The 21,082-nt window shown below is 39.1% G+C and carries 22 protein-coding genes; 13 read left to right on the top strand and 9 right to left on the bottom strand.

Going from position 1 to position 21,082, the window contains the following annotated elements; all coding sequences use genetic code 11:
- Positions 1-39: 39 nt before the first annotated feature.
- Both queE and dapD read right to left on the bottom strand, forming a co-directional pair.
- Entirely contained in the window at positions 40-750 is a 711-nt protein-coding gene (queE, locus tag RMA94_RS18955; RefSeq protein ID WP_311083996.1) for a 7-carboxy-7-deazaguanine synthase QueE, read from the bottom strand.
- A 98-nt stretch (positions 751-848) separates the two neighbouring features.
- Positions 849-1,670 carry a 2,3,4,5-tetrahydropyridine-2,6-dicarboxylate N-succinyltransferase gene (gene dapD / locus RMA94_RS18950; RefSeq protein WP_002118664.1) on the bottom strand — a complete coding sequence of 274 codons (822 nt, stop codon included), beginning with the start codon at positions 1,668-1,670 and terminating at the stop codon, positions 849-851.
- A 295-nt stretch (positions 1,671-1,965) separates the two neighbouring features.
- Here dapD and carO point away from each other — a divergent pair, with 295 nt between their 5' ends.
- Positions 1,966-2,715, top strand: a complete 750-nt coding sequence (carO, locus tag RMA94_RS18945; RefSeq protein WP_014207379.1) for an ornithine uptake porin CarO type 1 — start codon at positions 1,966-1,968, stop codon at positions 2,713-2,715.
- A 92-nt stretch (positions 2,716-2,807) separates the two neighbouring features.
- On the opposite strand, the gene RMA94_RS18940 is transcribed toward carO, so the two are convergent.
- The 6 genes from RMA94_RS18940 to RMA94_RS18915 form a co-directional block, all read right to left on the bottom strand.
- Positions 2,808-3,731 carry a CysB family HTH-type transcriptional regulator gene (locus RMA94_RS18940; protein ID WP_002118601.1) on the bottom strand — a complete coding sequence of 308 codons (924 nt, stop codon included), beginning with the start codon at positions 3,729-3,731 and terminating at the stop codon, positions 2,808-2,810.
- Positions 3,732-3,802: 71 nt separating this feature from the next.
- Positions 3,803-4,864, bottom strand: a complete 1,062-nt coding sequence (locus RMA94_RS18935; protein ID WP_016140278.1) for a sulfate/molybdate ABC transporter ATP-binding protein — start codon at positions 4,862-4,864, stop codon at positions 3,803-3,805.
- A gap of 11 nt (positions 4,865-4,875) precedes the next feature.
- A complete protein-coding gene (cysW, locus tag RMA94_RS18930) occupies positions 4,876-5,760 on the bottom strand; it encodes a sulfate ABC transporter permease subunit CysW (protein ID WP_032006997.1) in 885 nt (294 codons plus the stop codon).
- Complete coding sequence (gene cysT / locus RMA94_RS18925; RefSeq protein WP_005073131.1) at positions 5,757-6,590, bottom strand: sulfate ABC transporter permease subunit CysT; 834 nt, start codon at positions 6,588-6,590, stop codon at positions 5,757-5,759. Before cysT ends, cysW begins: the two co-directional genes overlap by 4 nt.
- A gap of 80 nt (positions 6,591-6,670) precedes the next feature.
- On the bottom strand, positions 6,671-7,279 hold the full coding sequence (locus RMA94_RS18920; protein ID WP_311083995.1) for an alpha/beta hydrolase: 609 nt from the start codon (positions 7,277-7,279) through the stop codon (positions 6,671-6,673).
- A gap of 30 nt (positions 7,280-7,309) precedes the next feature.
- On the bottom strand, positions 7,310-8,317 hold the full coding sequence (locus RMA94_RS18915) for a sulfate ABC transporter substrate-binding protein (protein WP_001212602.1): 1,008 nt from the start codon (positions 8,315-8,317) through the stop codon (positions 7,310-7,312).
- A 263-nt stretch (positions 8,318-8,580) separates the two neighbouring features.
- Between RMA94_RS18915 and pabC the strand changes: the two genes are divergently transcribed.
- The 4 genes from pabC to RMA94_RS18895 all read left to right on the top strand — a co-directional run bounded on the left by pabC (position 8,581) and on the right by RMA94_RS18895 (position 11,629).
- Complete coding sequence (pabC, locus tag RMA94_RS18910) at positions 8,581-9,393, top strand: aminodeoxychorismate lyase (RefSeq protein ID WP_182917853.1); 813 nt, start codon at positions 8,581-8,583, stop codon at positions 9,391-9,393.
- A 1-nt stretch (position 9,394) separates the two neighbouring features.
- Positions 9,395-10,465 (top strand): endolytic transglycosylase MltG, encoded by a 1,071-nt coding sequence (gene mltG, locus RMA94_RS18905; RefSeq protein WP_311083994.1) that lies wholly within the window; start codon positions 9,395-9,397, stop codon positions 10,463-10,465.
- 9 nt (positions 10,466-10,474) lie between these two features.
- Positions 10,475-11,074 carry a dTMP kinase gene (gene tmk, locus RMA94_RS18900; RefSeq protein WP_182917855.1) on the top strand — a complete coding sequence of 200 codons (600 nt, stop codon included), beginning with the start codon at positions 10,475-10,477 and terminating at the stop codon, positions 11,072-11,074.
- A 138-nt stretch (positions 11,075-11,212) separates the two neighbouring features.
- Positions 11,213-11,629 carry a PaaI family thioesterase gene (locus RMA94_RS18895; RefSeq protein WP_000842533.1) on the top strand — a complete coding sequence of 139 codons (417 nt, stop codon included), beginning with the start codon at positions 11,213-11,215 and terminating at the stop codon, positions 11,627-11,629.
- Between the two features lie 56 nt (positions 11,630-11,685).
- On the opposite strand, the gene nadB is transcribed toward RMA94_RS18895, so the two are convergent.
- Positions 11,686-13,329 carry an L-aspartate oxidase gene (gene nadB, locus RMA94_RS18890; protein ID WP_199975778.1) on the bottom strand — a complete coding sequence of 548 codons (1,644 nt, stop codon included), beginning with the start codon at positions 13,327-13,329 and terminating at the stop codon, positions 11,686-11,688.
- Between the two features lie 231 nt (positions 13,330-13,560).
- Between nadB and RMA94_RS18885 the strand changes: the two genes are divergently transcribed.
- The 8 genes from RMA94_RS18885 to era all read left to right on the top strand — a co-directional run bounded on the left by RMA94_RS18885 (position 13,561) and on the right by era (position 21,081).
- Positions 13,561-14,937: a Do family serine endopeptidase gene (locus RMA94_RS18885; RefSeq protein ID WP_039759589.1), complete on the top strand. Its 1,377-nt coding sequence runs from the start codon at positions 13,561-13,563 to the stop codon at positions 14,935-14,937.
- A 121-nt stretch (positions 14,938-15,058) separates the two neighbouring features.
- Positions 15,059-15,514 (top strand): thioesterase family protein, encoded by a 456-nt coding sequence (locus tag RMA94_RS18880; RefSeq protein WP_086265445.1) that lies wholly within the window; start codon positions 15,059-15,061, stop codon positions 15,512-15,514.
- 17 nt (positions 15,515-15,531) lie between these two features.
- Entirely contained in the window at positions 15,532-16,080 is a 549-nt protein-coding gene (locus tag RMA94_RS18875; RefSeq protein ID WP_130173525.1) for a GNAT family N-acetyltransferase, read from the top strand.
- A 183-nt stretch (positions 16,081-16,263) separates the two neighbouring features.
- Complete coding sequence (lepA, locus tag RMA94_RS18870) at positions 16,264-18,081, top strand: translation elongation factor 4 (RefSeq protein ID WP_002118606.1); 1,818 nt, start codon at positions 16,264-16,266, stop codon at positions 18,079-18,081.
- A gap of 75 nt (positions 18,082-18,156) precedes the next feature.
- Positions 18,157-18,984 (top strand): signal peptidase I, encoded by an 828-nt coding sequence (gene lepB / locus RMA94_RS18865; protein ID WP_130173523.1) that lies wholly within the window; start codon positions 18,157-18,159, stop codon positions 18,982-18,984.
- Positions 18,985-19,008: 24 nt separating this feature from the next.
- The gene (locus tag RMA94_RS18860) at positions 19,009-19,383 is read left to right on the top strand and encodes a DUF4845 domain-containing protein (protein ID WP_032055219.1); all 375 of its coding nucleotides are present in this window, start codon (positions 19,009-19,011) and stop codon (positions 19,381-19,383) included.
- Positions 19,355-20,047 carry a ribonuclease III gene (gene rnc / locus RMA94_RS18855; RefSeq protein WP_005067830.1) on the top strand — a complete coding sequence of 231 codons (693 nt, stop codon included), beginning with the start codon at positions 19,355-19,357 and terminating at the stop codon, positions 20,045-20,047. The genes RMA94_RS18860 and rnc overlap by 29 nt, the downstream gene beginning before the upstream one ends.
- A gap of 11 nt (positions 20,048-20,058) precedes the next feature.
- Entirely contained in the window at positions 20,059-21,081 is a 1,023-nt protein-coding gene (gene era, locus RMA94_RS18850) for a GTPase Era (protein ID WP_079381034.1), read from the top strand.
- Position 21,082: the final 1 nt, after the last annotated feature.

Genomic DNA, 21,082 nt, shown 5'->3' with positions numbered 1-21,082 from the left:
TTTTTCTCCATATTCGGAATGATTTATTTTATTGAGTGATTAACGACCTGATTCATCGTTCCAAAGCAGTTTATGTAACTGAAGCTGGAAACGAACAGGTAATTTATCATCAAGTATCCACTGTGCCAGATCACGTGCTAGACGTGGCAGGCCTACAGCACCTTTTTCAACCGCAAAGGCAGGGGAGAACCAAACGGTACTGACTTTGGTTTGCAGTTGATATTTTTCAACTTGTTGCTTTGACCATTCATAGTCTTCACGATTACAAATCACAAATTTGATTTGGTCACGTTGTGTTAAATGGTCAAGATTACTGATGAGATTACGATGTTCTTCACCAGAAGTTGGAGTCTTTAAATCGAGGACTTTTGAAACACGGGGATCCACTCTTGATACATCAAGAGCGCCACTGGTTTCTAAAGAGACGTCAAAGCCTGCCTCACATAAACGTTGTAATAAAATCAAACAGTTTGGCTGAGCAAGAGGTTCACCACCTGTCACACAAATATAAGGTGTTTGAAATTGTGTAGCTGTTTCAATGATATGTTCAAGTGAAAAACGTTCGCCACCCTCAAAGGAATAGGTGGTATCGCAATAACTACAACGTAATGGACAGCCTGTTAGACGAATAAATACAGTCGGTAGGCCAGAGGCATTTGCTTCACCCTGCAACGAGTAAAAAATCTCGGTAATGCGTAAACCGGACGCAGGGTCTGAGACAGGAATTGCAGAGGAACGTAAGGAAGCCATTCTAGAAATACCACACTATATAAAAAATAAAATCTCTACGATCAGTTTGATCGTAGAGATGAGGAGCGATTAAAGCTCCGCAAGAGAGTTATAACAAATTAGTCAGCGCGTAACAAATCGTTCAAGCTTGTTTTTGAGCGTGTTTGCGCATCAACTTTTTTCACGATAATTGCAGCGTATAAGCTATAAGTACCACATTTAGATGGCAAGCTGCCTGAAACTACAACTGAACCTGCTGGTACACGACCATAATGGATTTCACCAGTTTCACGGTCATAAATTTTAGTTGATTGACCAATGAAAACGCCCATAGAAATTACTGAGCCTTCTTCAACAATTACGCCTTCAACGATTTCTGAACGTGCACCGATAAAGCAGTTGTCTTCAATAATGGTTGGGTTAGCTTGTAATGGTTCTAAAACACCACCAATACCTACACCACCAGACAGGTGAACATTTTTACCGATTTGAGCACATGAACCTACAGTTGCCCATGTATCCACCATTGTGCCTTCATCTACATAAGCGCCAATGTTGACATAAGATGGCATTAACACCACGTTTTTAGCTTGGAAGCTACCACGACGTGCCACAGCAGGAGGAACAACACGAACACCTGCAGCTTTAAATTGCTCTTCAGTCCAACCAGAGAATTTAGTTTCAACTTTGTCATAGAAACGAAGATCACATGACTCGATTGGTTTATTGTCATTAAGTTTAAATGATAATAAAACAGCTTTTTTTAACCATTGATGAACAACCCATTCACCATTGATTTTTTCAGCAACTCGAAGTGTACCGTTATCTAAACCAGCAATTGCTTCTTCAACAGCTTGGCGAATTTCGCTTGAACAATCTGCTGCAGTAAAATTTGCGCGGTCTTCAAATGCTTGCTCAATGATTGTAGAAAGCTGAGACATGATCTTCCTTCCATAAAAAATTTTAAAGATTTTACACTAATTTGTGACAAGAATCTTTCAAAAAACGTGTTACGTTTAATTGATGATATAAATGAGATAAATCGAAATAAGCTTATTAGATAATCAAGTGTTTTTTACACAAAAATGATTTGAAAATAAAAATTTAACTCAATTTGTATCAAAAAATAACAGAAATCTAGCATTTTTTGTATAAAAAAGAATCTAAGTTGTCTTTATTATTATTTCAGTCACAAGATGAATAAATTAAAAACAGCGCCTTTTTAAGGAGAAAACTATGAAAGCATTACGTGTTTTAGTAACAACAACAGCTTTATTTGCTGCTGGTGCTGCAATGGCAGATGAAGCCGTTGTTCATGACAGCTATGCATTTGACCAAAAACAATTACTTCCTGTAGGGGTGCGTGCTGAGGTAGGTACAACTGGTTACGGTGGTGCTTTATTATGGCAAGCCAACCCATATGTAGGTTTGGCTCTGGGTTATAACGGCGGTGACATTTCGTGGACAGATGACGTCTCTGTAAATGGTACTAAATATGACCTAGATATGGATAACAATAATATTTATCTAAATGCTGAAATACGTCCTTGGGGCGCTAGTTCTAATCCATGGGCTCAAGGCTTATATGTAGCTGCGGGTGCTGCTTATTTAGATAATGATTATGACTTAGCTAAACGTATTGGTAATGGCGAAACATTATCAATTGATGGTAAAAACTATCAACAAGCAGTTGCTGGCCAAGAAGGTGGTGTAAGAGGTAAGATGAATTATGAAAATAATATCGCCCCTTATGTAGGTTTTGGTTTTGCACCGAAATTTAATAAAAATTGGGGTGTATTTGGTGAAGTAGGTGCTTACTATACAGGTAATCCAAAAGTTCAGTTAACTCAATATAATCTTGCTCCTGTGAATGGTAACCCAACGTCTGCTCAAGATGCAGTAGATAAGGAAGAAAATGAAATTCGTAATGACGATAAATACAAATGGTTACCAGTTGGTAAGGTTGGTGTGAACTTCTACTGGTAAGATTACAAAAGAAAAAACGAGCTACGGCTCGTTTTTTTGTACCTAATAAAATAAATAAAAGAGCTAAAAAGCCCTTTTATTTATTTGAATTTTTATTCATCTGGGTAAGCAATTTTCTTAAGTGCTTTAATATCCGCATCAGGTGAGCATAAAGAAATAAACTCGTAACCATAGCCGCGTAAAAGATGGCCTTTGCGAACCGCAATCCACGTTGTATTAACACCAAAAATATCAGTTTTGGTTTGTTTTAAACGATAATCACGTTCTGTATCATAAGCCACGTCATTGACAATACCCACACCCATGCCAAGTTCCACATAGGTTTTGATAACATCGGCATCAAGAGCTGACATTACGATATCTGCATCTAGATGAGCCTCTTCAAAGGCTTTATCAATTTTAGATCGACCTGTAAAACCACCATGATAAGTAATGAGTGGATATTCTGCTAAAAGTTCTAGAGTGATTTTATCCGCCTGCACTAAAGGATGATTTTGCGGGGTAATAATACTGTGTTGCCATTGGTAGTAAGGAATACTAGCCAGATTTTCTTCAGTTGTTAAAGACTCGGTTGCAATTCCAATATCAGCTTCACCTTGTAAAAGCATTTCTGAAATTTCGACAGGGCTAGCTTGTTGTAAAATTAAATGTACTTTTGGGAATAATTTCTTAAATTGATTAACGATTGGAGGCAATACATAACGCGCTTGAGTATGCGTAGTTGCGATCGTTAATGTTCCTTCGTCAACCTTATTAAAATCTTCGGCAAGTCTTTTAATATTTTCAGCATCAACTAACATGCGTTCAACAATGCTAAGAAGTGATTGGCCTGGTTCTGTTAAACCTAAAAGGCGTTTACCTTTACGAACGAAAAGTTGAACACCTAATTCATCTTCTAAATCTTTAATGTGCTTACTTACACCTGATTGAGATGTGTAGAGTGCAGCCGATGCTTCCGTCAAGTTAAAGTTTTGGCGTACTGTTTCTCGGATAATTCTTAATTGTTGAAAGTTCATTTACACTTTTCCTCAAAAGAGGTGAGGAGCGTCTAAAGATCCGCAAGATATTTCCTCACCAAATATATTTCTTAAGCAACTTGGTCTGCAAATAAGTGCAATTGAGATGCGCTCACCCAAACAGTTTGATTAGGTTTAAATGCATGTAATTTTGCAGCTTCACTGCTCAGAGCAATTTCAATTAAACGTCCATTACGGTCTTGTAATTCGGCCACTACTTTTCCGGCAATCCAGATTTCACGTACAAAAGTCGCTTCAATGGTATTCGCTTGCGGTTGCGAGTGAATATGTAACTCATCTGGGCGGGCAAAAGCAATTACTTTTCCTTGAGGCGCTTCAACGGTTGTTGGTAATTGAATACGGTCATTACCGATACGAATGATACCTTCCGTATGTTCACCTTCAAATCGATTTGCCTGACCCAAGAAATCAAACACAAATGGCGTTGCAGGTTTTTCATAAACTTCACGAGGTGAACCGATCTGCTCAACATTGCCTTTATTCATGACAATAATCTGGTCTGCAACCTCAAGTGCTTCTTCCTGATCGTGAGTTACGAAAATTGAAGTGATATGCAATTCATCATGTAAGTTGCGTAACCAGCGGCGTAACTCTTTACGGACTTTAGCATCTAGCGCACCAAATGGTTCATCGAGTAGTAAAACACGAGGTTCTACTGCCAAAGCCCGTGCTAAAGCAATACGCTGACGTTGTCCGCCTGAAAGCTGAGCAGGGTAGCGGTCTGCTAAAAAGCCCAGTTGGACTAGATCAAGTAAACGAGTGACACGTTTTTTAATTTCAGCTTCCGAAGGACGGGTTGCACGAGGTCGAACACGTAAACCAAAGGCAATATTGTCAAATACGGTCATATGGCGGAATAAAGCATAATGCTGGAATACAAAACCAACTTGACGCTCACGCACATGTACATTGGTTGCATCTTCGCCTTCAAGTAGCACTTGACCACCATCGGCTGATTCTAGACCTGCAATAATACGGAGTAGCGTTGTTTTACCGCATCCAGATGGCCCGAGTAGCGCAACCAGTTCACCTTCTGGAAAATCTAGGGAAATATTTTTAAGCGCATGGAATGCACCAAAGTGTTTTTCAATATTTTTAACTTGAATACTCATGATTTCATTCCTTACGAATCAGTTGAATGTGGTTCTGGTTTATCTTGATGTAGCTCTAACCAAGTTTTTAAAATCAGTGTTAAAAGAGCTAAGAAGGCAAGCAGTGAGGACACGGCAAAGGCTGCGCTAAAGGTGTACTCGTTATATAAAATTTCGACATGAAGTGGCAGGGTATTGGTTTCACCACGGATATGACCAGAAACCACTGATACTGCGCCAAACTCACCCATGGCACGGGCATTACACAAAATCACGCCGTAAATCAGACCCCATTTAATGTTAGGGAGTGTGACCTTCCAAAAGGTTTGCCAACCTGATGCACCGAGTACAATTGCTGCTTCTTCTTCCTCTGTTCCCTGAGCTTCCATGAGTGGAATTAACTCACGTGCCACAAATGGAACCGTAATAAAAATGGTTGCTAAAACAATTGCAGGTACGGCATATAAAATCTTGATGTCATGATCCATTAACCAGCCGCCGAACCAACCTTGAGCACCAAAAATTAGAACAATCATTAAACCTGCAATAACGGGTGAAACCGAAAAAGGCATGTCAATAATGGTGGTTAAAATAGCCTTGCCTCTAAATTGGAATTTAGAAACAGCCCAAGCTGCAGCAACACCAAATATCACGTTAATTGGAACTGCAATTGCTGCGGTGAGTAATGTTAATTTCACTGCTGATAACGTATCTGGATCAATCAAAGCCTGAACATAGACTTCAAGTCCCTGTTTAAATGCTTCTACGAAAACCAGAATGAGTGGCAATATGAGGCAACTTACGAAAAAAATCAGTGCGATTGTAATGAGGGTATAACGTACCCAAGTTGGCTCACGTGTTGCATCACGAGACTGTAACTTCAAGGCAAGTGCATTACTGTCGGTATGTAAATTCATGTGATGTTTCTCCCTGTACGACGGTTTGCCCATGCTTGAAGTAAGTTAATGACAAATAGGATGATAAAAGAGAGAACTAACATGACTGCTGCAATGGTCGTTGCGCCTGCATAATCATATTCTTCAAGACGAGAAATGATCATCAGCGGTGCAATTTCCGTTTTAAAAGGTTGGTTACCTGCAATAAAAATAACAGAACCATACTCACCCACGCCGCGAGCAAACGCTAAAGCAAAGCCTGTAAATAGAGCAGGTAGTAATATTGGTAAAATAATTTTAGTAATCGTCTGCCAGCGATTTGCACCAAGTGCTGAAGCTGCTTCCTCAAGTTCGGTTTCAATATCGCTGAGTACCGGCTGAACGGTTCGAACAATAAATGGAATACCAATGAAGACTAATGCTAGCGTAATCCCGATAGGTGTATAGGCAACCTGAATACCAAGTGGTTCCAGATATTGACCTAACCAACCAGTAGGAGCATAGAGCGAAGTCAGTGCAATACCTGCAACTGCAGTTGGAAGCGCAAAAGGTAAGTCAACTAGAGCATCAACTAAACGTTTTCCAGGGAAGTTATAACGAACAAGGCACCAAGCCAAAAGTAATCCGAAAACGACATTAATAAACGCTGCAATTAAAGCTGAACTAAAGCTGAGTTGAAGCGATTTTAAGATGCGCTCTGAGGTTAAAATTTCCCATAGCCCGTCCCATCCGATTCCAAATGATTTGATAAAGACTGCGGCTAATGGAATAAGCACAATAAAAGAAACGTAGGCGAGGGTGAAGCCCAAAGATAGACCAAACCCAGGCAGCACTCGGGATCGCTGCGACATGATATTTCCTCAAAGAGAAAAGCCTTCTGAAACCAGTAAGCGAATAAATAAAGATAAACAGTGCGGTATAAAGATTGGTATTAAGCAAATTTCAAAGAGAAATGTGTTTTTACCGGGTCGATAGATGAGTGATTACACATCGAATCTTCTGGAATCAAATAATTCAGCAAATCTGGAAATGGCCCAAAACCTGAGGCAACATTAATATGGCCCACTTCTCCAAGATTAACGGGATTTAATTTCCATGATTTCGCAAGTTGTAATGCATCAAAAAAGCCGAGCCATGGATCATTTTCACTAATGAGTAGCGTTGCAGGCACATCAATTTTTAATTGATGAAAATAATCTTTGTAGTCGGTCAAGCTATGGCGAGCAAACCCTGCTTCCCCAAAGCGTGCTGGATTCGCTGGAGCGACTAAAATTAGTTTCTTAACTTGGCTTTTTAATTCTGGATGCTCAGCTAAAGCAGCTACACTCGTTAAGCATCCGAAACTATGTGCAACAATTTGAACAGGAGCTTGAGCTGCGTGAACTGTTTTAACGAATTGCTCAACCCATTCGCTTAATACAGGTCTATCCCAGTTTTTTTGCTCAACACGAGAACTAGACACGAGTTGACGCTGCAACCAAGATTGCCAATGCTGATGTTCACTGCCACCTACACCCGGAACAATTACAGTGTGAATCATGTCTGTTCTCCTTACCTTTAGCGCAAAGAATTACTTCTCTGCACTATTGATTTTCACGATTTGATCGAAAACACCACCATTATCAAAGTGTTGTTTTTGTACTTTTGTCCAACCACCAAATTCTTTATCGATTGTTACAAGCTTCAATGGCTTAAATACATTGCTGTATTTTTTAAGAACAGCTGCGTTACGAGGACGGTAGAAGTTACGTGCTGCAATTTCTTGACCAGCAGGTGAGTACAAATAGTTGAGATAACCTTTAGCAATGGTTAAGTTGCCTTTTTTAGCTGCATTCTTCTCCACAATTGCAACTGGAGGTTCAGCTAAGATCGAAAGAGACGGAGTAATAATTTCAAATTTGCCCGGCTGTTCACGAATAGCTAAATGAGCTTCATTTTCCCAAGCCAGTAATACATCACCAATGCCACGCTCAGCGAAAGTAGTCGTCGCACCGCGAGCACCAGAATCTAAAACTTTAGTATGTTTATAAATTTGGCGAACGTATTCTTGTGCTTTCGCGTCATTGCCACCTGGTTGATGTTTTGCCCAAGCCCAAGCTGCAAGATAGTTCCAACGAGCACCACCAGAGGTTTTTGGATTTGGTGTAATGATTTCTACGCCTGGTTTGATTAAATCAGCCCAGTCTTTAATTTGCTTTGGGTTGCCTTTACGCACCAAAAACACAATGGTTGATGTATATGGCGTTGAGTTCTGTGGCAGTTTTTTCTGCCAGTTAGTTGGAAGTAGTTTTGCTTTTTCAGCAATTTCATCAATATCTGCTGCAAGTGCTAATGTCACCACATCTGCATTTAAGCCATCGATAACCGCACGAGCCTGTTTACCAGAACCGCCGTGTGATTGCTTAAACTCAATATCTTGACCAGTACGTTGTTTCCAGTAAGTACCGAACTGTTTGTTGAAATCTGTATATAGCTCACGAGTAGGATCGTAAGAAACGTTTAAAAATTCTTGGGCTGCAAATGACGAAACAGAAAGAAGTGCAGCGATAACCCCGACTTTTAATTGAGAAAAACGCATGAGATAAGTCCTCAAAAAATATGAAATGTTCAAAACATGAACGCAGAATAGCGCTAGTCTTTATTCTAAAAAAATAATAAAAAACGAATTTAATATGAAAAAAATAGAAATAATAATAAGAGATAAACTATTCTTAAATCTTGATATATAACAAGTTTCAAAAGTAGATACGAAATCGGTATAATTTTTTAAAATCAATCATTTATTATTTAAATGAAAGGTGTTGTATTGTTGTGCGACTTTTAGCAAAGGATGGAACAAACATGTGGTGTTTTAAAAATGGGCAACCCGTTGAGACTATTCCTTTATTAGATCGAGCCTTTCATTATGGAGATGGATGCTTTACCACAATTCGTGTTTTTCAAAACCAAATTGAGCTTAAAGAAAGGCACTGGCAACGTCTAAAACTTGCATGTCAAAAACTGTCTTTGACTGTAAATTTTGAATTAATTGAACTGAGTTTACAGCAGCTGCAAAAGCAGAACCTCGTACTCAATGGCACTTTAAAAATTGTGATTAGTCGTGGGGAAGGCGACCGCGGTTATAGTTTACCAAAACATGAGGCCGATATTTATATCTGGTTTTATCCAAAAGCTTTAGAGCCAGTTGTGCCTGACTCTATCCAGTGTGGTGTTTTAAATCAGGCCCTAGGTTTAACCATGCCGAGCTTAGTTGGGCTTAAATCTTTAAACCGCCTTGAACAAGTATTGCTAAAAAAAGAAGCAGATCAACTCGGGTGGGCTGAAGCATTAGTTACTGATGTACAAGGTTATATTGTTGAAGGGGTCAGTAGTAATTGTTTTATTCGTTTAAATGATAGATGGATTACTCCTGAACTTCGTTATAATGGCGTCCACGGTGTAATGCGGGCAGAAATTCTGGCGCGTATGCAACACCATGGTATTGCCTGTGAAGTACGTGTGATTGAATTAGATGAAGTATCTGAAATACAAAGTCTATTCTTTTGTAATGCTTTAAACCCTATGCGAGTGGTTACTCATTTAGGCGAGAAAACGCTAGATACACAGGCATGCATAGATTTATTTCATATCCTTAACTTAAATCAGATTCATTAATATGCCTAAGCCACCTGTGAATGCGAAAGCAAAAAACGCCAAGAAAAATAACAAAAAACAAGCTCCAAAATTTTCTAAGCGATTGGTTCTAATTGGCCTTTTTATTGTTTTAATCTTTACGTTTGCCATTTTATGGTCAAGTTTGTTTAAGGCTTATCCTATTGAAGGAAAAAAACAGATGTTATCTATTACATCTGGGGAAACTTATTCTGGTTTTATTGATCGTTTGGCAAAAGAGGACAAAGTTAGCTTTCCTATCGTATTGAAGCTTTATCAGAAGTTTATGATTCATGACAGCATGAAAGCTGGTGTGTATGAAATTGAACAAGGGATGAGCGTAAGACAAGTGTTAGAGATGTTGTCTGATGCTGATAATGCTCAGATGAACCGTGTTTTGGTGATTGAAGGTACAACTTTTAAGCAGCTTATTACTGCATTAAAAAATGATAAAAATGTAAAAAATACAATATTGGATTTACCTAATGATCAGCTTATGAAAGCGCTTGGGATTCCTTACGATCATCCAGAGGGCTTGTTCGCGCCGAATACTTATTTCTTTGCCAAAGGCGAGACTGACAAGAAAATTCTTACCGATTTATATCATCGTCAAATAAAAGCTCTAGATACAGCTTGGGCAAATCGCGCGCCGAATTTACCGTATAAAGATAAATATGAAGCATTAATTATGGCTTCTATTGTTGAGAAAGAAACGAGTTTAGACAGTGAACTTACACAAGTTTCTGGAGTTTTTGTCCGCCGTTTAAAAATTGGTATGCGTTTACAAACAGATCCAACTGTTATTTATGGAATGGGTAATAACTATAAAGGCAACATTACCCGAGAAGACCTCCGTACTTCAACACCATATAATACTTATACTATTAATGGCTTACCGCCAACGCCAATTGCTTTGCCAAGCCAAAAGGCAATTGAAGCAGCATTACATCCAGATGATTCAAATAACATCTATTTTGTTGCGACTGGTAATGGTGGACATAAATTTACGGCAAGCTTGCAAGCACATAATCAAGCTGTGCAGGATTATTTATCCGTGTTGAGATCGAAGAAATAAGGAAAAGAGATGTTTATCAGCTTTGAAGGCACGGAAGGGGTAGGTAAAACTACACTCATTCGAAAAATTCATCAGCATTTTGAAGAGCAAGGCAAACAAGTTGTTTTAACTCGAGAGCCGGGGGGTACACCGTTAGCTGAACAAATTCGTTCGATGCTTTTGGCTGTGAATCATGATGAAAATATGAGTCATGATACTGAGTTATTACTCATTTATGCAGCACGTGCTCAACACTTACAACAGGTTATTTTGCCTGCTTTAGAAGCTAACAAAATTGTATTAAGTGATCGCTTTACCGATGCGAGTTTTGCTTATCAATGTTCTGGTCGCGGTTTAAGCCAAGATAAATTACAGCTTTTAAATCAGAACTTCGTTTCACGCATGCCGGAGGTGACTTTCTGGTTAGATGCACCGATTGAACTTGGTATGAACCGTGCACGTGAACGCGGAGCTTTAGACCGTTTTGAACAAGAAAAGTTAAGCTTCTTTACTAAGGTTCGTGAAGGTTATGAAACCTTATGGAAAGCTGAACCGGAACGGATTAAGCGAATAGATGCAACCCAAAGTCCTGATCAGGTGTTTAAGCAGGCTTTGCAATATTTACGGTAAGCAATTGGATGAACCACTCTTATAAAAATATGGGAGTGGTGAAAAATGATGTTAATTCTGATTTAAATCGTCATAGAAAATATCTGTTATTTTCTTATGCTATCTTACATATGATTTATAGATTGAAGAATAACAAGGATGAAAAGTTCAAAAGAAGAAATCGTGGCATTTCTTGAAAAGGAATTTCCACCAAGTCTTGAACATTGCACAATTGAATCAGTCACTCCCAAAGCTGCAGTTGTTTACTATCATGTCGATCAAAGGCATCAGCGTCCTGGTGGCACCATATCTGGCCCAACCATGATGACTTTGGCTGATTTTGCTTTATATATTGCGATATTAGGTGAGATCGGTATTGTTGGTTTAGCTGTGACGACCAACTTTAATATTAATTTTTTAAGAAAACCTGCAGGTGATCAAGACTTACGTAGTGAATGTAAACTCATGAAAGTCGGAAAGAGCTTGGTTGTCGGAGAGGTCTGGATTTATTCGGTCGGTCTGGATGAACCTGTGGCGCATGTGACTGCGACTTATTCAATTCCACCTAGAGCATAAATATTAAACCAAATAAAAAGCACAGCCCTGGCTGTGCTTTTTTGTAGAAGGACAGCTTAAATGTCAGTATTAACTAATGGCTGTTCTACTGCAAAATTTGGAGGAGTTAAAACCGTTTTACGAATCTCGTTCGAAGTTTCCGGATAATCGAGCGTGTAATGTAGACCACGTGATTCTTTACGTTGCATAGCACAGCGAACAATCATTTCAGATACTAAAACAAGGTTACGCAGCTCAATCAGGTTTTTGCTAACACGGTAGTCTTGATAATATTCAGTGATTTCACGCTTTAACATTTCAATACGGTGTAAAGCACGTTCTAAACGTTTTGTGGTTCTGACAATACCAACATAGTTCCACATGGTTGAACGTAACTCATCCCAGTTTTGTAAAATCACAACATCTTCATCAGGGTTGGTTACTTGTGAGTCATCCCAAGTTGGTACTTCAGGTAATTTGAAGTTTTCATCAAATTTATTTTCGATGTCTTTTGCCGCACTCATACCGTAAACGAAGCACTCAAGTAATGAGTTACTTGCCATACGGTTTGCACCATGTAAGCCTGTATAAGATGTTTCACCAATTGCATAGAGACCTTCAATATCCGTCTGGCTATTTGAGTCAACCACAACACCACCACATGTATAGTGGGCGGCCGGAACCACCGGAATCATATCTTTGGTAATGTCGATACCTAACTCAAGCAATCGTGCATAAAGTGTAGGGAAGTGCTCTTTAATAAACTCGGGTGATTTGTGGGTAATGTCTAACCACACGTGACGAATACCGAGACGTTTAATTTCGTGGTCAATTGTACGTGCCACAATATCGCGAGGAGCTAGTTCTGCACGATCGTCAAAACGCAACATAAAACGTTCGCCATCAGGTAAGCGCAAATAAGCACCTTCACCACGCATAGCTTCGGTAATTAAAAATGAGCGTGCTTGAGGATGATAGAGACAAGTTGGGTGGAACTGATTAAATTCCATATTGGCAACGCGGCAACCTGCACGGAAAGCCATTGCAATACCATCACCTGTGGCAATATCTGGATTAGATGTGTACAGATAAGCTTTCATCGCACCGCCGCAAGCTAGCGCGGTGAATGGTGCAAGGAAGGTATGAACCTTTTCAGTATTTTCATCTAATGCATATAAACCAATAGCGCGATTCGCTTGGTCGGTATGGCCTAATTTATGCGAGGTGATTAAATCAATCGCAATATAATTTTCAAAAATAGTAATATTTTTACGTTCTTTGGCACGCTCAACCAAAGTGGTTGAAATGGCTTTGCCTGTTGCATCAGCAGAATGGATAATGCGGCGCTGCGAGTGACCACCTTCGCGAGTTAAGTGAAGTTGCTCATCCTCATCTAGGGTAAATTGAACGCCTTGTTTTAAAAGAAAATCAACAGAAGGGCGGCCACCTTCTACGGTATGTTGTACTGCGTCCATTTCACATAAATGAGCGCCTGCAATCATAGTGTCATTAATGTGCTGTTGAATAGAGTCAGTCTCATCAAGAACAGCAGCAACGCCACCTTGAGCATAAAAGGTACTTGCTTCGGTTAGAGCAGCTTTGGCTAAAACTGCAATATTAAAATGATTTGGTAACGATAAAGCCAGACTTAAACCAGCGCCGCCGCTGCCCACAATAATCACGTCAAAGTGGTGAATTGTCTGTAAATTAGGCATGTCCATTCGCATCAATTTAAAACGTCCGCTAATGACACCCCTTTTTACCTAAAAAGGCAAGAGCTTAAGCGCTCTAACTCAGAGAAAAATTGCAATTGGCTTAAAAAGTTGCAATGCGTAAAATAATCCTTGTGATGATGTATTACAAATAAACATATTGTTACGCACAACCGCAAAGCGTTGTGATACAAAAGTTTTATTCTTATTCTCGTAGACCAAATTGTGGGTGAGCACCGAATGAAATCTCGCTATTTACAACAAGGAATGTATGCAGCGGTATTTACAGTTGCTGCTGTTCAAGCAAATGCTGCTGTTGATTTTTCAAACCTCGTTGAACAAGTTAGTCCAGCAGTTGTGAGTGTGAACGTCGTAAAAAAAATGACTCAGGATGAACTGTTGCAGCAGCAAGTTCCTGAAATTTTAAAACGTTTCTTTGGCAATCAGGTCATCATTCCACAGCAACGAGGTCCACAAGAAAAGACAGCTTACGGAAGTGCATTCTTCATTAGTAAAGATGGCTATTTACTCACAAACCACCATGTGATTGAAAATGCTTCTCGTATCAGCATCACTCTAAATGACCGCCGTGAAATTGATGCAACCGTAGTGGGTAGTGATGAGCGTACAGACGTTGCTTTGTTAAAGGTCAATGGAACTAACTATCCAGCTTTACGAGTAGGAAATGTTGATCGCTTACGTGTCGGAGAACCGGTTCTAGCTATTGGTTCGCCGTTTGGTTTTGATTACTCAGCTTCGGCCGGTATTGTCAGTGCAAAATCACGAAACATGAGCGGTGAAACTTCGGTGCCGTTTATTCAAACTGATGTGGCTTTAAACCCAGGTAACTCTGGTGGTCCATTATTTAATCAAAATGGTGAAGTGGTCGGGGTAAATTCTCGAATATTTAGCGGTACCGGCGGTTATATGGGCTTGTCTTTCTCTATTCCGATTGATGTAGCAATGGATGTTGCCGACCAGCTTAAAACAAAAGGTAAAGTCACACGCTCTTATCTAGGGGTGATGATGCAAGATATTGACCGAAACCTTGCTGATGCCTACAAATTACCAAAACCTGAAGGTGCTTTAATTACTCAAATTTCTCCGAACTCACCTGCACAAAAAGCAGGGCTAAGAGCTGGAGATGTCATTTTAAAATTAAATGGTGCACCTGTACTCCGTACGAGTGATTTACTCTATGCATTAAACAAAGTACAGCCAAATCAAACCGTTCAGTTTGAAGTGTTACGTGATGATAAAACACGTAATATTTCAGCAACCTTAACGACTGCGCCAGATGAAACACCTGCTACTGGTGTACAAGGTGCTGCATCTAAGGGACCAGTTTTAGGCATGAGTATTCGTGATCTCGCTGAACCGGAAAAAAATGCGTTGAGCGTAAAAGGTGGTATTTATGTACAAGATGTTCGCCGTGGTGGTTTAGCATCATTGTCGAATATCATTCCGGGCGATGTGATTACTCAAGTCAATAATAACCAAATTTTAAATAGTCAGGATTTTGCAAAAGTTGTTTCTAACTTGCCAAAAAATACCGTAGCACGTGTTGCTATTATTCGTCAGGGACAGCGCGCAATGCTTGGTTTACGTATTCAGTAATCCTTAACCCAATCAATAAACCACCCTGAAATGGGTGGTTTTTGTTATTTATCTTGAGCGTTTAGCGATATCTACCTACACTTATTTGAGTTTTAAGGTTAATAAATAAGAGTGTTCATTTGTGAGTAGTATTTTTGATTTACATATTCAGGTGCAGCCACATCACATTGATGCGTTGGGACATGTAAATAATGTGATGTATGTTCAATGGATGCAAGATGTAGCTGCTGCTCATGTTGAAACTTTGGGAGTAGGGGTAACGAAGTATCTTGAGTTAAAACATGCAATGGTCGCGGTTGAGCATCATGTGCAATATCGTAAAGCTGCGTTTGAAGGCGAACAAATTGTATTACGTACATGGTTAGATGACATTAATGCACTTTATTCGTTCCGCCAGTATGTGTTTTTTCGTCCATCAGATCAGGCCGTATTATTTGTTGGAAATACCAAATGGGCGTGTATTGAAATTGCTACAGGACGTCCAAAACGGATGTCGCCAACTTTTACCCATGCATACAAGCCGCTTGATTCAAGTATAAATCCTTATGATTTCACCGTTTCGTATGATCGCAAGTAAAAAAGAGAGGCTGGAATTTGGAGTATTTATTTTCTATAGAAACAGATCGATTAATCTTAAGTGACCTTACAGAAGCTGATAAAAATTTTATCTTTGAATTATTTTCAAATTCAAGCGTACTCGAATTTTATGATTTAGAAGCCTTTACTTTATTGGAAGAAGCTGAGGCTTTAATTGAAAAAATGCATAAAAAATGGAATCAACAGCTAGGTTTTAGGCATGCTATTCGTCTTAAAAAAGATGGAACTATGTTGGGAACATGTGGTGTAAATACTATCAAACAAATTGGTGATGATTTTGCGGTTGTTATTGGCTATGAACTTCATCCTAATGCATGGGGTAAGGGATATATGCAAGAGGCTCTTGTAGGGCTCATCCAGTATTTGAAACAAAGCAGATTATTCCAAAAACAAATAAAATATGTTTGGGCTGAAATATTTGAACAGAACATTAGATCTCAACAGGTCGTGCAGAAACTCGGATTTGAATTAATTGGGGATATAGCTAATGAAACTGGCAATAATTTATCTGCAAACCTAATTAAGTTCGAGTTAAAACTGTTCTGATTTAGAGGCTTTTCAACGAGAAATAGTTTGTTATGTTGAGAAGTTTAAAAAGCTTTTTTAAAAGAAAGAATTTATATCTTTTTCATATCGGCAATCTGTTATAATCTCACGCAATTTATTTAACCGCTTTGGCTGTGTATTAAAACAAGCTACATAGCACTCTATATTTTCTCAAGGTAACCCATGGCGCAAGCTAAAAAATCCGTCGATATCAAAAATATACGAAATTTCTCGATTATTGCCCACATTGACCATGGTAAGTCTACATTGGCTGACCGTTTTATTCAGATGTGTGGCGGTCTACAAGATCGTGAAATGCAAGCCCAAGTCTTAGACTCAATGGAGCTTGAGCGTGAACGTGGGATTACCATTAAAGCCGCTTCTGTCACGCTGTATTACACCCATCCAAATGGTCAGGAATACCAACTTAACTTTATTGATACGCCTGGGCACGTTGACTTCTCCTATGAAGTTTCTCGTTCATTAGCTGCATGTGAAGGTGCACTATTGGTTGTAGATGCAGCACAAGGCGTTGAAGCTCAATCAGTTGCAAACTGTTATACAGCAATTGAACAAGGTCTAGAAGTTCTTCCTATTCTAAATAAAATTGATTTACCACAGGCTGAACCTGAACGTGTAATTCATGAAATTGAAGAAATTATCGGGATTGAAGCGACAGATGCACCAACCTGTTCAGCAAAAACTGGTTTAGGTGTTGAAGGTGTACTCGAGCGTTTAGTCGATGTTATTCCGGCGCCAGAAGGTGATCGTGAAGCACCATTACAAGCATTAATTATCGACTCATGGTTTGATAACTACTTAGGCGTAGTTTCTCTTGTTCGTATTAAACAAGGTCGTATCCGCAAGGGCGACAAAATGTTGGTTAAATCGACAGGACAAACTCATCCGGTCACGTCTGTAGGTGTATTTAATCCTAAGCATACTGAAACAGATATTCTTGAAGCTGGTGAAGTAGGTTTTGTTATTGCTGGTATTAAAGATATTTTTGGTGCGCCAGTAGGTGACACAATTACTCTTGCTTCTACACCAGACGTTGCAACTTTACCGGGTTTCAAAAAGGTTAAACCACAAGTATATGCTGGTCTTTTCCCGATTGATGCAAGTGACTTCGAACCATTCCGTGAAGCATTACAAAAATTACAGATTAATGATTCGGCTTTATTCTTTGAACCAGAAAGTTCAGATGCTTTAGGCTTTGGTTTCCGTTGTGGCTTCTTAGGTATGCTACATATGGAAATTGTACAAGAGCGTTTAGAACGTGAGTACGATCTTGATCTCATCAGTTCTGCACCTACTGTAATTTATGAAGCATTAACCAAGAAAGGCGAAACGATTTACATCGATAGTCCATCAAAAATGCCAGATGGATCGACTGTAGAAGATTTACGTGAACCAATTGCGGAGTGTCATATCCTTGTTCCTCAAGAATATTTAGGGAATGTAATGACACTATGTATCGAACGTCGTGGTGTACAAAAAGATATGAAATTCTTGGGTAACCAAGTTTCTATTACATTTGAAATCCCGATGGCTGAAGTCGTTATGGATTTCTTTGACAGATTAAAGTCATGCTCTCGTGGCTTTGCATCTTTAGACTATAACTTTGTACGTTTTGAAAGTTCAGCTTTAGTTAAGGTTGATGTGTTAATTAATAGCGAAAAGGTTGATGCCTTGGCTATGATTTGTCACCGTAATGATGCACGCCATCGTGGTATTGCATTGGTTGAGAAAATGAAAGACTTAATTCCTCGCCAAATGTTCGATGTTGCTATTCAGGCAGCAATCGGTGCGCAAATTATTGCCCGTTCTACCGTAAAAGCGATGCGTAAAAACGTATTGGCAAAATGTTATGGTGGTGACGTTTCGCGTAAGAAAAAACTACTTTCTAAACAAAAAGAAGGTAAGAAACGTATGAAACAAGTGGGAAGTGTTGAAATTCCACAAGAAGCGTTCTTGGCTGTATTGAAAGTAGAAAGATAAGAAATGAGGTTGGGGGAAGTGAACAATTTCCTTTCCCCACTGTAATACAAGCAGCGAGGCTGCGAGTGAGGTCATGTGGATTTTGATTTTAATTTAATTCTTGTTCCAGTTACGCTGATTCTATTTGCAGTGTGGTTGTTAGATAAACTTGTATTAAAGCAGCGTGCAAATAAAGGACGCGGGAACGAAAATTTTGTCATTACATGGGCCTATGACTTTTGGCCGGTTTTAGCTGTAGTACTTATACTCCGTTCATTTCTTTATGAACCATTTAATATTCCATCGGACTCTATGGTGCCAACTTTAGAAACTGGTGATTTTATTCTGGTGAATAAATTTGATTATGGTGTACGTTTACCTATCGTTAATAAGAAAATTATTGATGTAGGTGAACCAAAGCGTGGTGATGTAATTGTATTTCGTTATCCACCTCAACCGACTATTAGCTATATTAAACGTGTAATCGGTTTACCTGGCGATCATATTGTTTATGACCATGGGCAATTAATTATTAATGGGCAAAAAGTACCGAAAGTATTAACACAGTTCAGTCGTGAAAAAGATGTGATGGATACGCCAACGTCTATTTATCATAAAGAGACGATTGGTGAGCATACCTTTACGATGCGTGAGCTTGAAGGCGTAAATGTGGCGCGCCAAGCACCGTTTATCAACTATGTTGAAAATGGTAAATATGCGAACCAAGACGGTTTATATTGGGAAGTGACTGTACCAAAAGGACATTACTTTGCAATGGGGGATAACCGAGATCAAAGTGCAGACAGTCGTTTCTGGGGGTTCGTTCCTGAAGAAAACTTAACAGGACGAGCATTCTATGTGTGGATGCATAAAGAACCGGGCTTACACCTTCCTAACTTTAGCCGAAATGGAAAAATAGATTAAAAACAACCATTAGGAAAAAAAGAAATGCGTAAGGCACAACAGGGTACTTCGTATTTAGCAATTTTATTTGGGGTGGTTATATTTGCAGTTGCAGTAAAAGCTGTACTTGCAGTTTGGCCAGCATATTGGGATGATCGGCTGATTAATAATCAGATAGAAGAGCTTTTACAAGAAAGCTCTTCTGAGATCACACCACAAAAGTTTGTAACACAAATGGATCAGCGACTCGAAATGAACAATATTCGTGATCTCCACTTTAAAGAGATCGCTCAAGTGTTTAATCAGTCAGGTCTAACGGTCAAAAAGAAATATGAAGTAAGAAAACCTTTCTTATTTAATATTGATTTAGTTTTAACATTTGAGAAGAGTTTTGATAAAACATCAGTTCAAACTAAGTGATCCTCGCTTACTGAGTCGAATCGGATATCAATTTAAGCAGCTTGAATTGTTACAGTTAGCTTTGACTCATCGTTCGGTGAGTCACAAATACAATTACGAGCGCTTAGAGTTTCTCGGCGATTCATTATTAGGCATGATAATCGCTAATTATCTATATCATGCCTATCCAAATGAAAATGAAGGTCGTCTCACGCGTATGCGTGCGACCTTAGTTCGCCAAGAAGCATTAGGTAAGATTGCAACCGATTTGCAACTTAGTCGGTGTTTAATATTAAGTACAGGCGAGTTGAAATCTGGTGGTCATCATCGTGAGTCAATATTAGCAGATACGGTAGAAGCGATTATTGGTGCAATTTATCTTGATAGTGGTGATCTCAACTTACTTAAAGATATTGTGCTAAAATGGTACATACCCTATTTAGACCATATAGAACCTACGGATCAACTCAAAGATCCGAAATCACGTTTACAAGAGTATCTACAAGCACGTAAAAAACCTCTCCCTGTTTACGAGGTTGTAGATATTCAGGGTGATGCACCTCATCAGCACTTTAAAGTGGAATGTGTGGTAGATGGTTTACCGAAGATTTATGGTGAGGGTTCAAGTCGTCGTTTTGCCGAGCAGGCAGCAGCGGCGGAAATTTTAAAGTTATTGGAGCAATAACCTGCATGTCGATGCATTCTGATCAAATCAATCCAGATTCAAATGAAAACCAAGATCCTAATAATCTGATTGATCAATTTTTTAGTTCCAAAGGCGTAACAATCCCTTCGGATTTTAAGAGCGGATTTGTGGCGATTGTGGGACGTCCAAATGTGGGTAAATCTACCCTCATGAACCATTTATTGGGTCAAAAGCTCTCTATTACTTCGCGTAAACCTCAAACAACACGTCATAAAATTATTGGTATTGATTCGCGCGAAAAGATGCAGGCGGTATATGTAGATACCCCAGGTATGCATAAAAAAGAAGTGCGTGCTATTAATAAAATGATGAACCGTGCTGCTCATTCTGCATTACGTGACGTTAACTTAGTTTTATTCGTTATTGATGCTTATAAGTGGACTCAAAACGACGATTTAGTGCTTGAAAAACTCAAGAACGCTGAAATGCCAGTTATTTTGGTCATTAATAAGGCTGACACTTTTGAAGATAAAAGAGAGATTCTTCCTCTCATTCAAGAACGTGCCAAACTTATGAATTTTGCTGAGATTGTTCCTGTTTCTGCTTTGCGTGGTGCAAACTTAGAACACTTGAGTGAAACGATTGAGAAGTACCTTCCTTACCAACCACCATTGTATTCTTTTGATCAGATTACTGACCGCTCTGAACGTTTCTTAGCAAGTGAAATTATTCGCGAAAAAATCATGCGTCAGTTGGGTGAAGAGCTTCCTTATGATTTAACAGTACAAATTGAATCTTTCAAAACGGAAGAAGCAACTGTTAATGAAAAAACTGGTCGTTTAAAACCAGCTTGTACCTATATCGATGCAACGATTTTTGTAGACCGGGCTGGTCAAAAAGCCATTGTGATTGGTGAAAAAGGTGCCAAGCTTAAAACGATTGGTATGGATGCTCGTAAAGACATGGAAAAAATGTTTGAGCAAAAAATTATGCTCACACTTTGGGTAAAAGTGAAGGGTGGCTGGTCTGATGATGAGCGTGCTCTAAAAAGCTTAGGGTATAGTGATATCTAAA

Origin of the sequence: Acinetobacter sp. V115_6 (assembly GCF_031799025.1) — a bacterium.
GTDB lineage: Bacteria > Pseudomonadota > Gammaproteobacteria > Pseudomonadales > Moraxellaceae > Acinetobacter > Acinetobacter pittii.
Note: the sequence above shows the minus strand (reverse complement) of the source record. Positions and strands in the feature narration are given on the sequence as shown.

Coding starts and splice junctions, on each gene's coding strand:
- queE (WP_311083996.1), bottom strand. CDS start 750: ATGGCTTCCTTACGTTCCTCTGCAATTCCTGTCTCAGACCCTGCGTCC.
- dapD (WP_002118664.1), bottom strand. CDS start 1,670: ATGTCTCAGCTTTCTACAATCATTGAGCAAGCATTTGAAGACCGCGCA.
- carO (WP_014207379.1), top strand. CDS start 1,966: ATGAAAGCATTACGTGTTTTAGTAACAACAACAGCTTTATTTGCTGCT.
- RMA94_RS18940 (WP_002118601.1), bottom strand. CDS start 3,731: ATGAACTTTCAACAATTAAGAATTATCCGAGAAACAGTACGCCAAAAC.
- RMA94_RS18935 (WP_016140278.1), bottom strand. CDS start 4,864: ATGAGTATTCAAGTTAAAAATATTGAAAAACACTTTGGTGCATTCCAT.
- cysW (WP_032006997.1), bottom strand. CDS start 5,760: ATGAATTTACATACCGACAGTAATGCACTTGCCTTGAAGTTACAGTCT.
- cysT (WP_005073131.1), bottom strand. CDS start 6,590: ATGTCGCAGCGATCCCGAGTGCTGCCTGGGTTTGGTCTATCTTTGGGC.
- RMA94_RS18920 (WP_311083995.1), bottom strand. CDS start 7,279: ATGATTCACACTGTAATTGTTCCGGGTGTAGGTGGCAGTGAACATCAG.
- RMA94_RS18915 (WP_001212602.1), bottom strand. CDS start 8,317: ATGCGTTTTTCTCAATTAAAAGTCGGGGTTATCGCTGCACTTCTTTCT.
- pabC (WP_182917853.1), top strand. CDS start 8,581: ATGTGGTGTTTTAAAAATGGGCAACCCGTTGAGACTATTCCTTTATTA.
- mltG (WP_311083994.1), top strand. CDS start 9,395: ATGCCTAAGCCACCTGTGAATGCGAAAGCAAAAAACGCCAAGAAAAAT.
- tmk (WP_182917855.1), top strand. CDS start 10,475: ATGTTTATCAGCTTTGAAGGCACGGAAGGGGTAGGTAAAACTACACTC.
- RMA94_RS18895 (WP_000842533.1), top strand. CDS start 11,213: ATGAAAAGTTCAAAAGAAGAAATCGTGGCATTTCTTGAAAAGGAATTT.
- nadB (WP_199975778.1), bottom strand. CDS start 13,329: ATGGACATGCCTAATTTACAGACAATTCACCACTTTGACGTGATTATT.
- RMA94_RS18885 (WP_039759589.1), top strand. CDS start 13,561: ATGAAATCTCGCTATTTACAACAAGGAATGTATGCAGCGGTATTTACA.
- lepA (WP_002118606.1), top strand. CDS start 16,264: ATGGCGCAAGCTAAAAAATCCGTCGATATCAAAAATATACGAAATTTC.
- RMA94_RS18860 (WP_032055219.1), top strand. CDS start 19,009: ATGCGTAAGGCACAACAGGGTACTTCGTATTTAGCAATTTTATTTGGG.
- era (WP_079381034.1), top strand. CDS start 20,059: ATGCATTCTGATCAAATCAATCCAGATTCAAATGAAAACCAAGATCCT.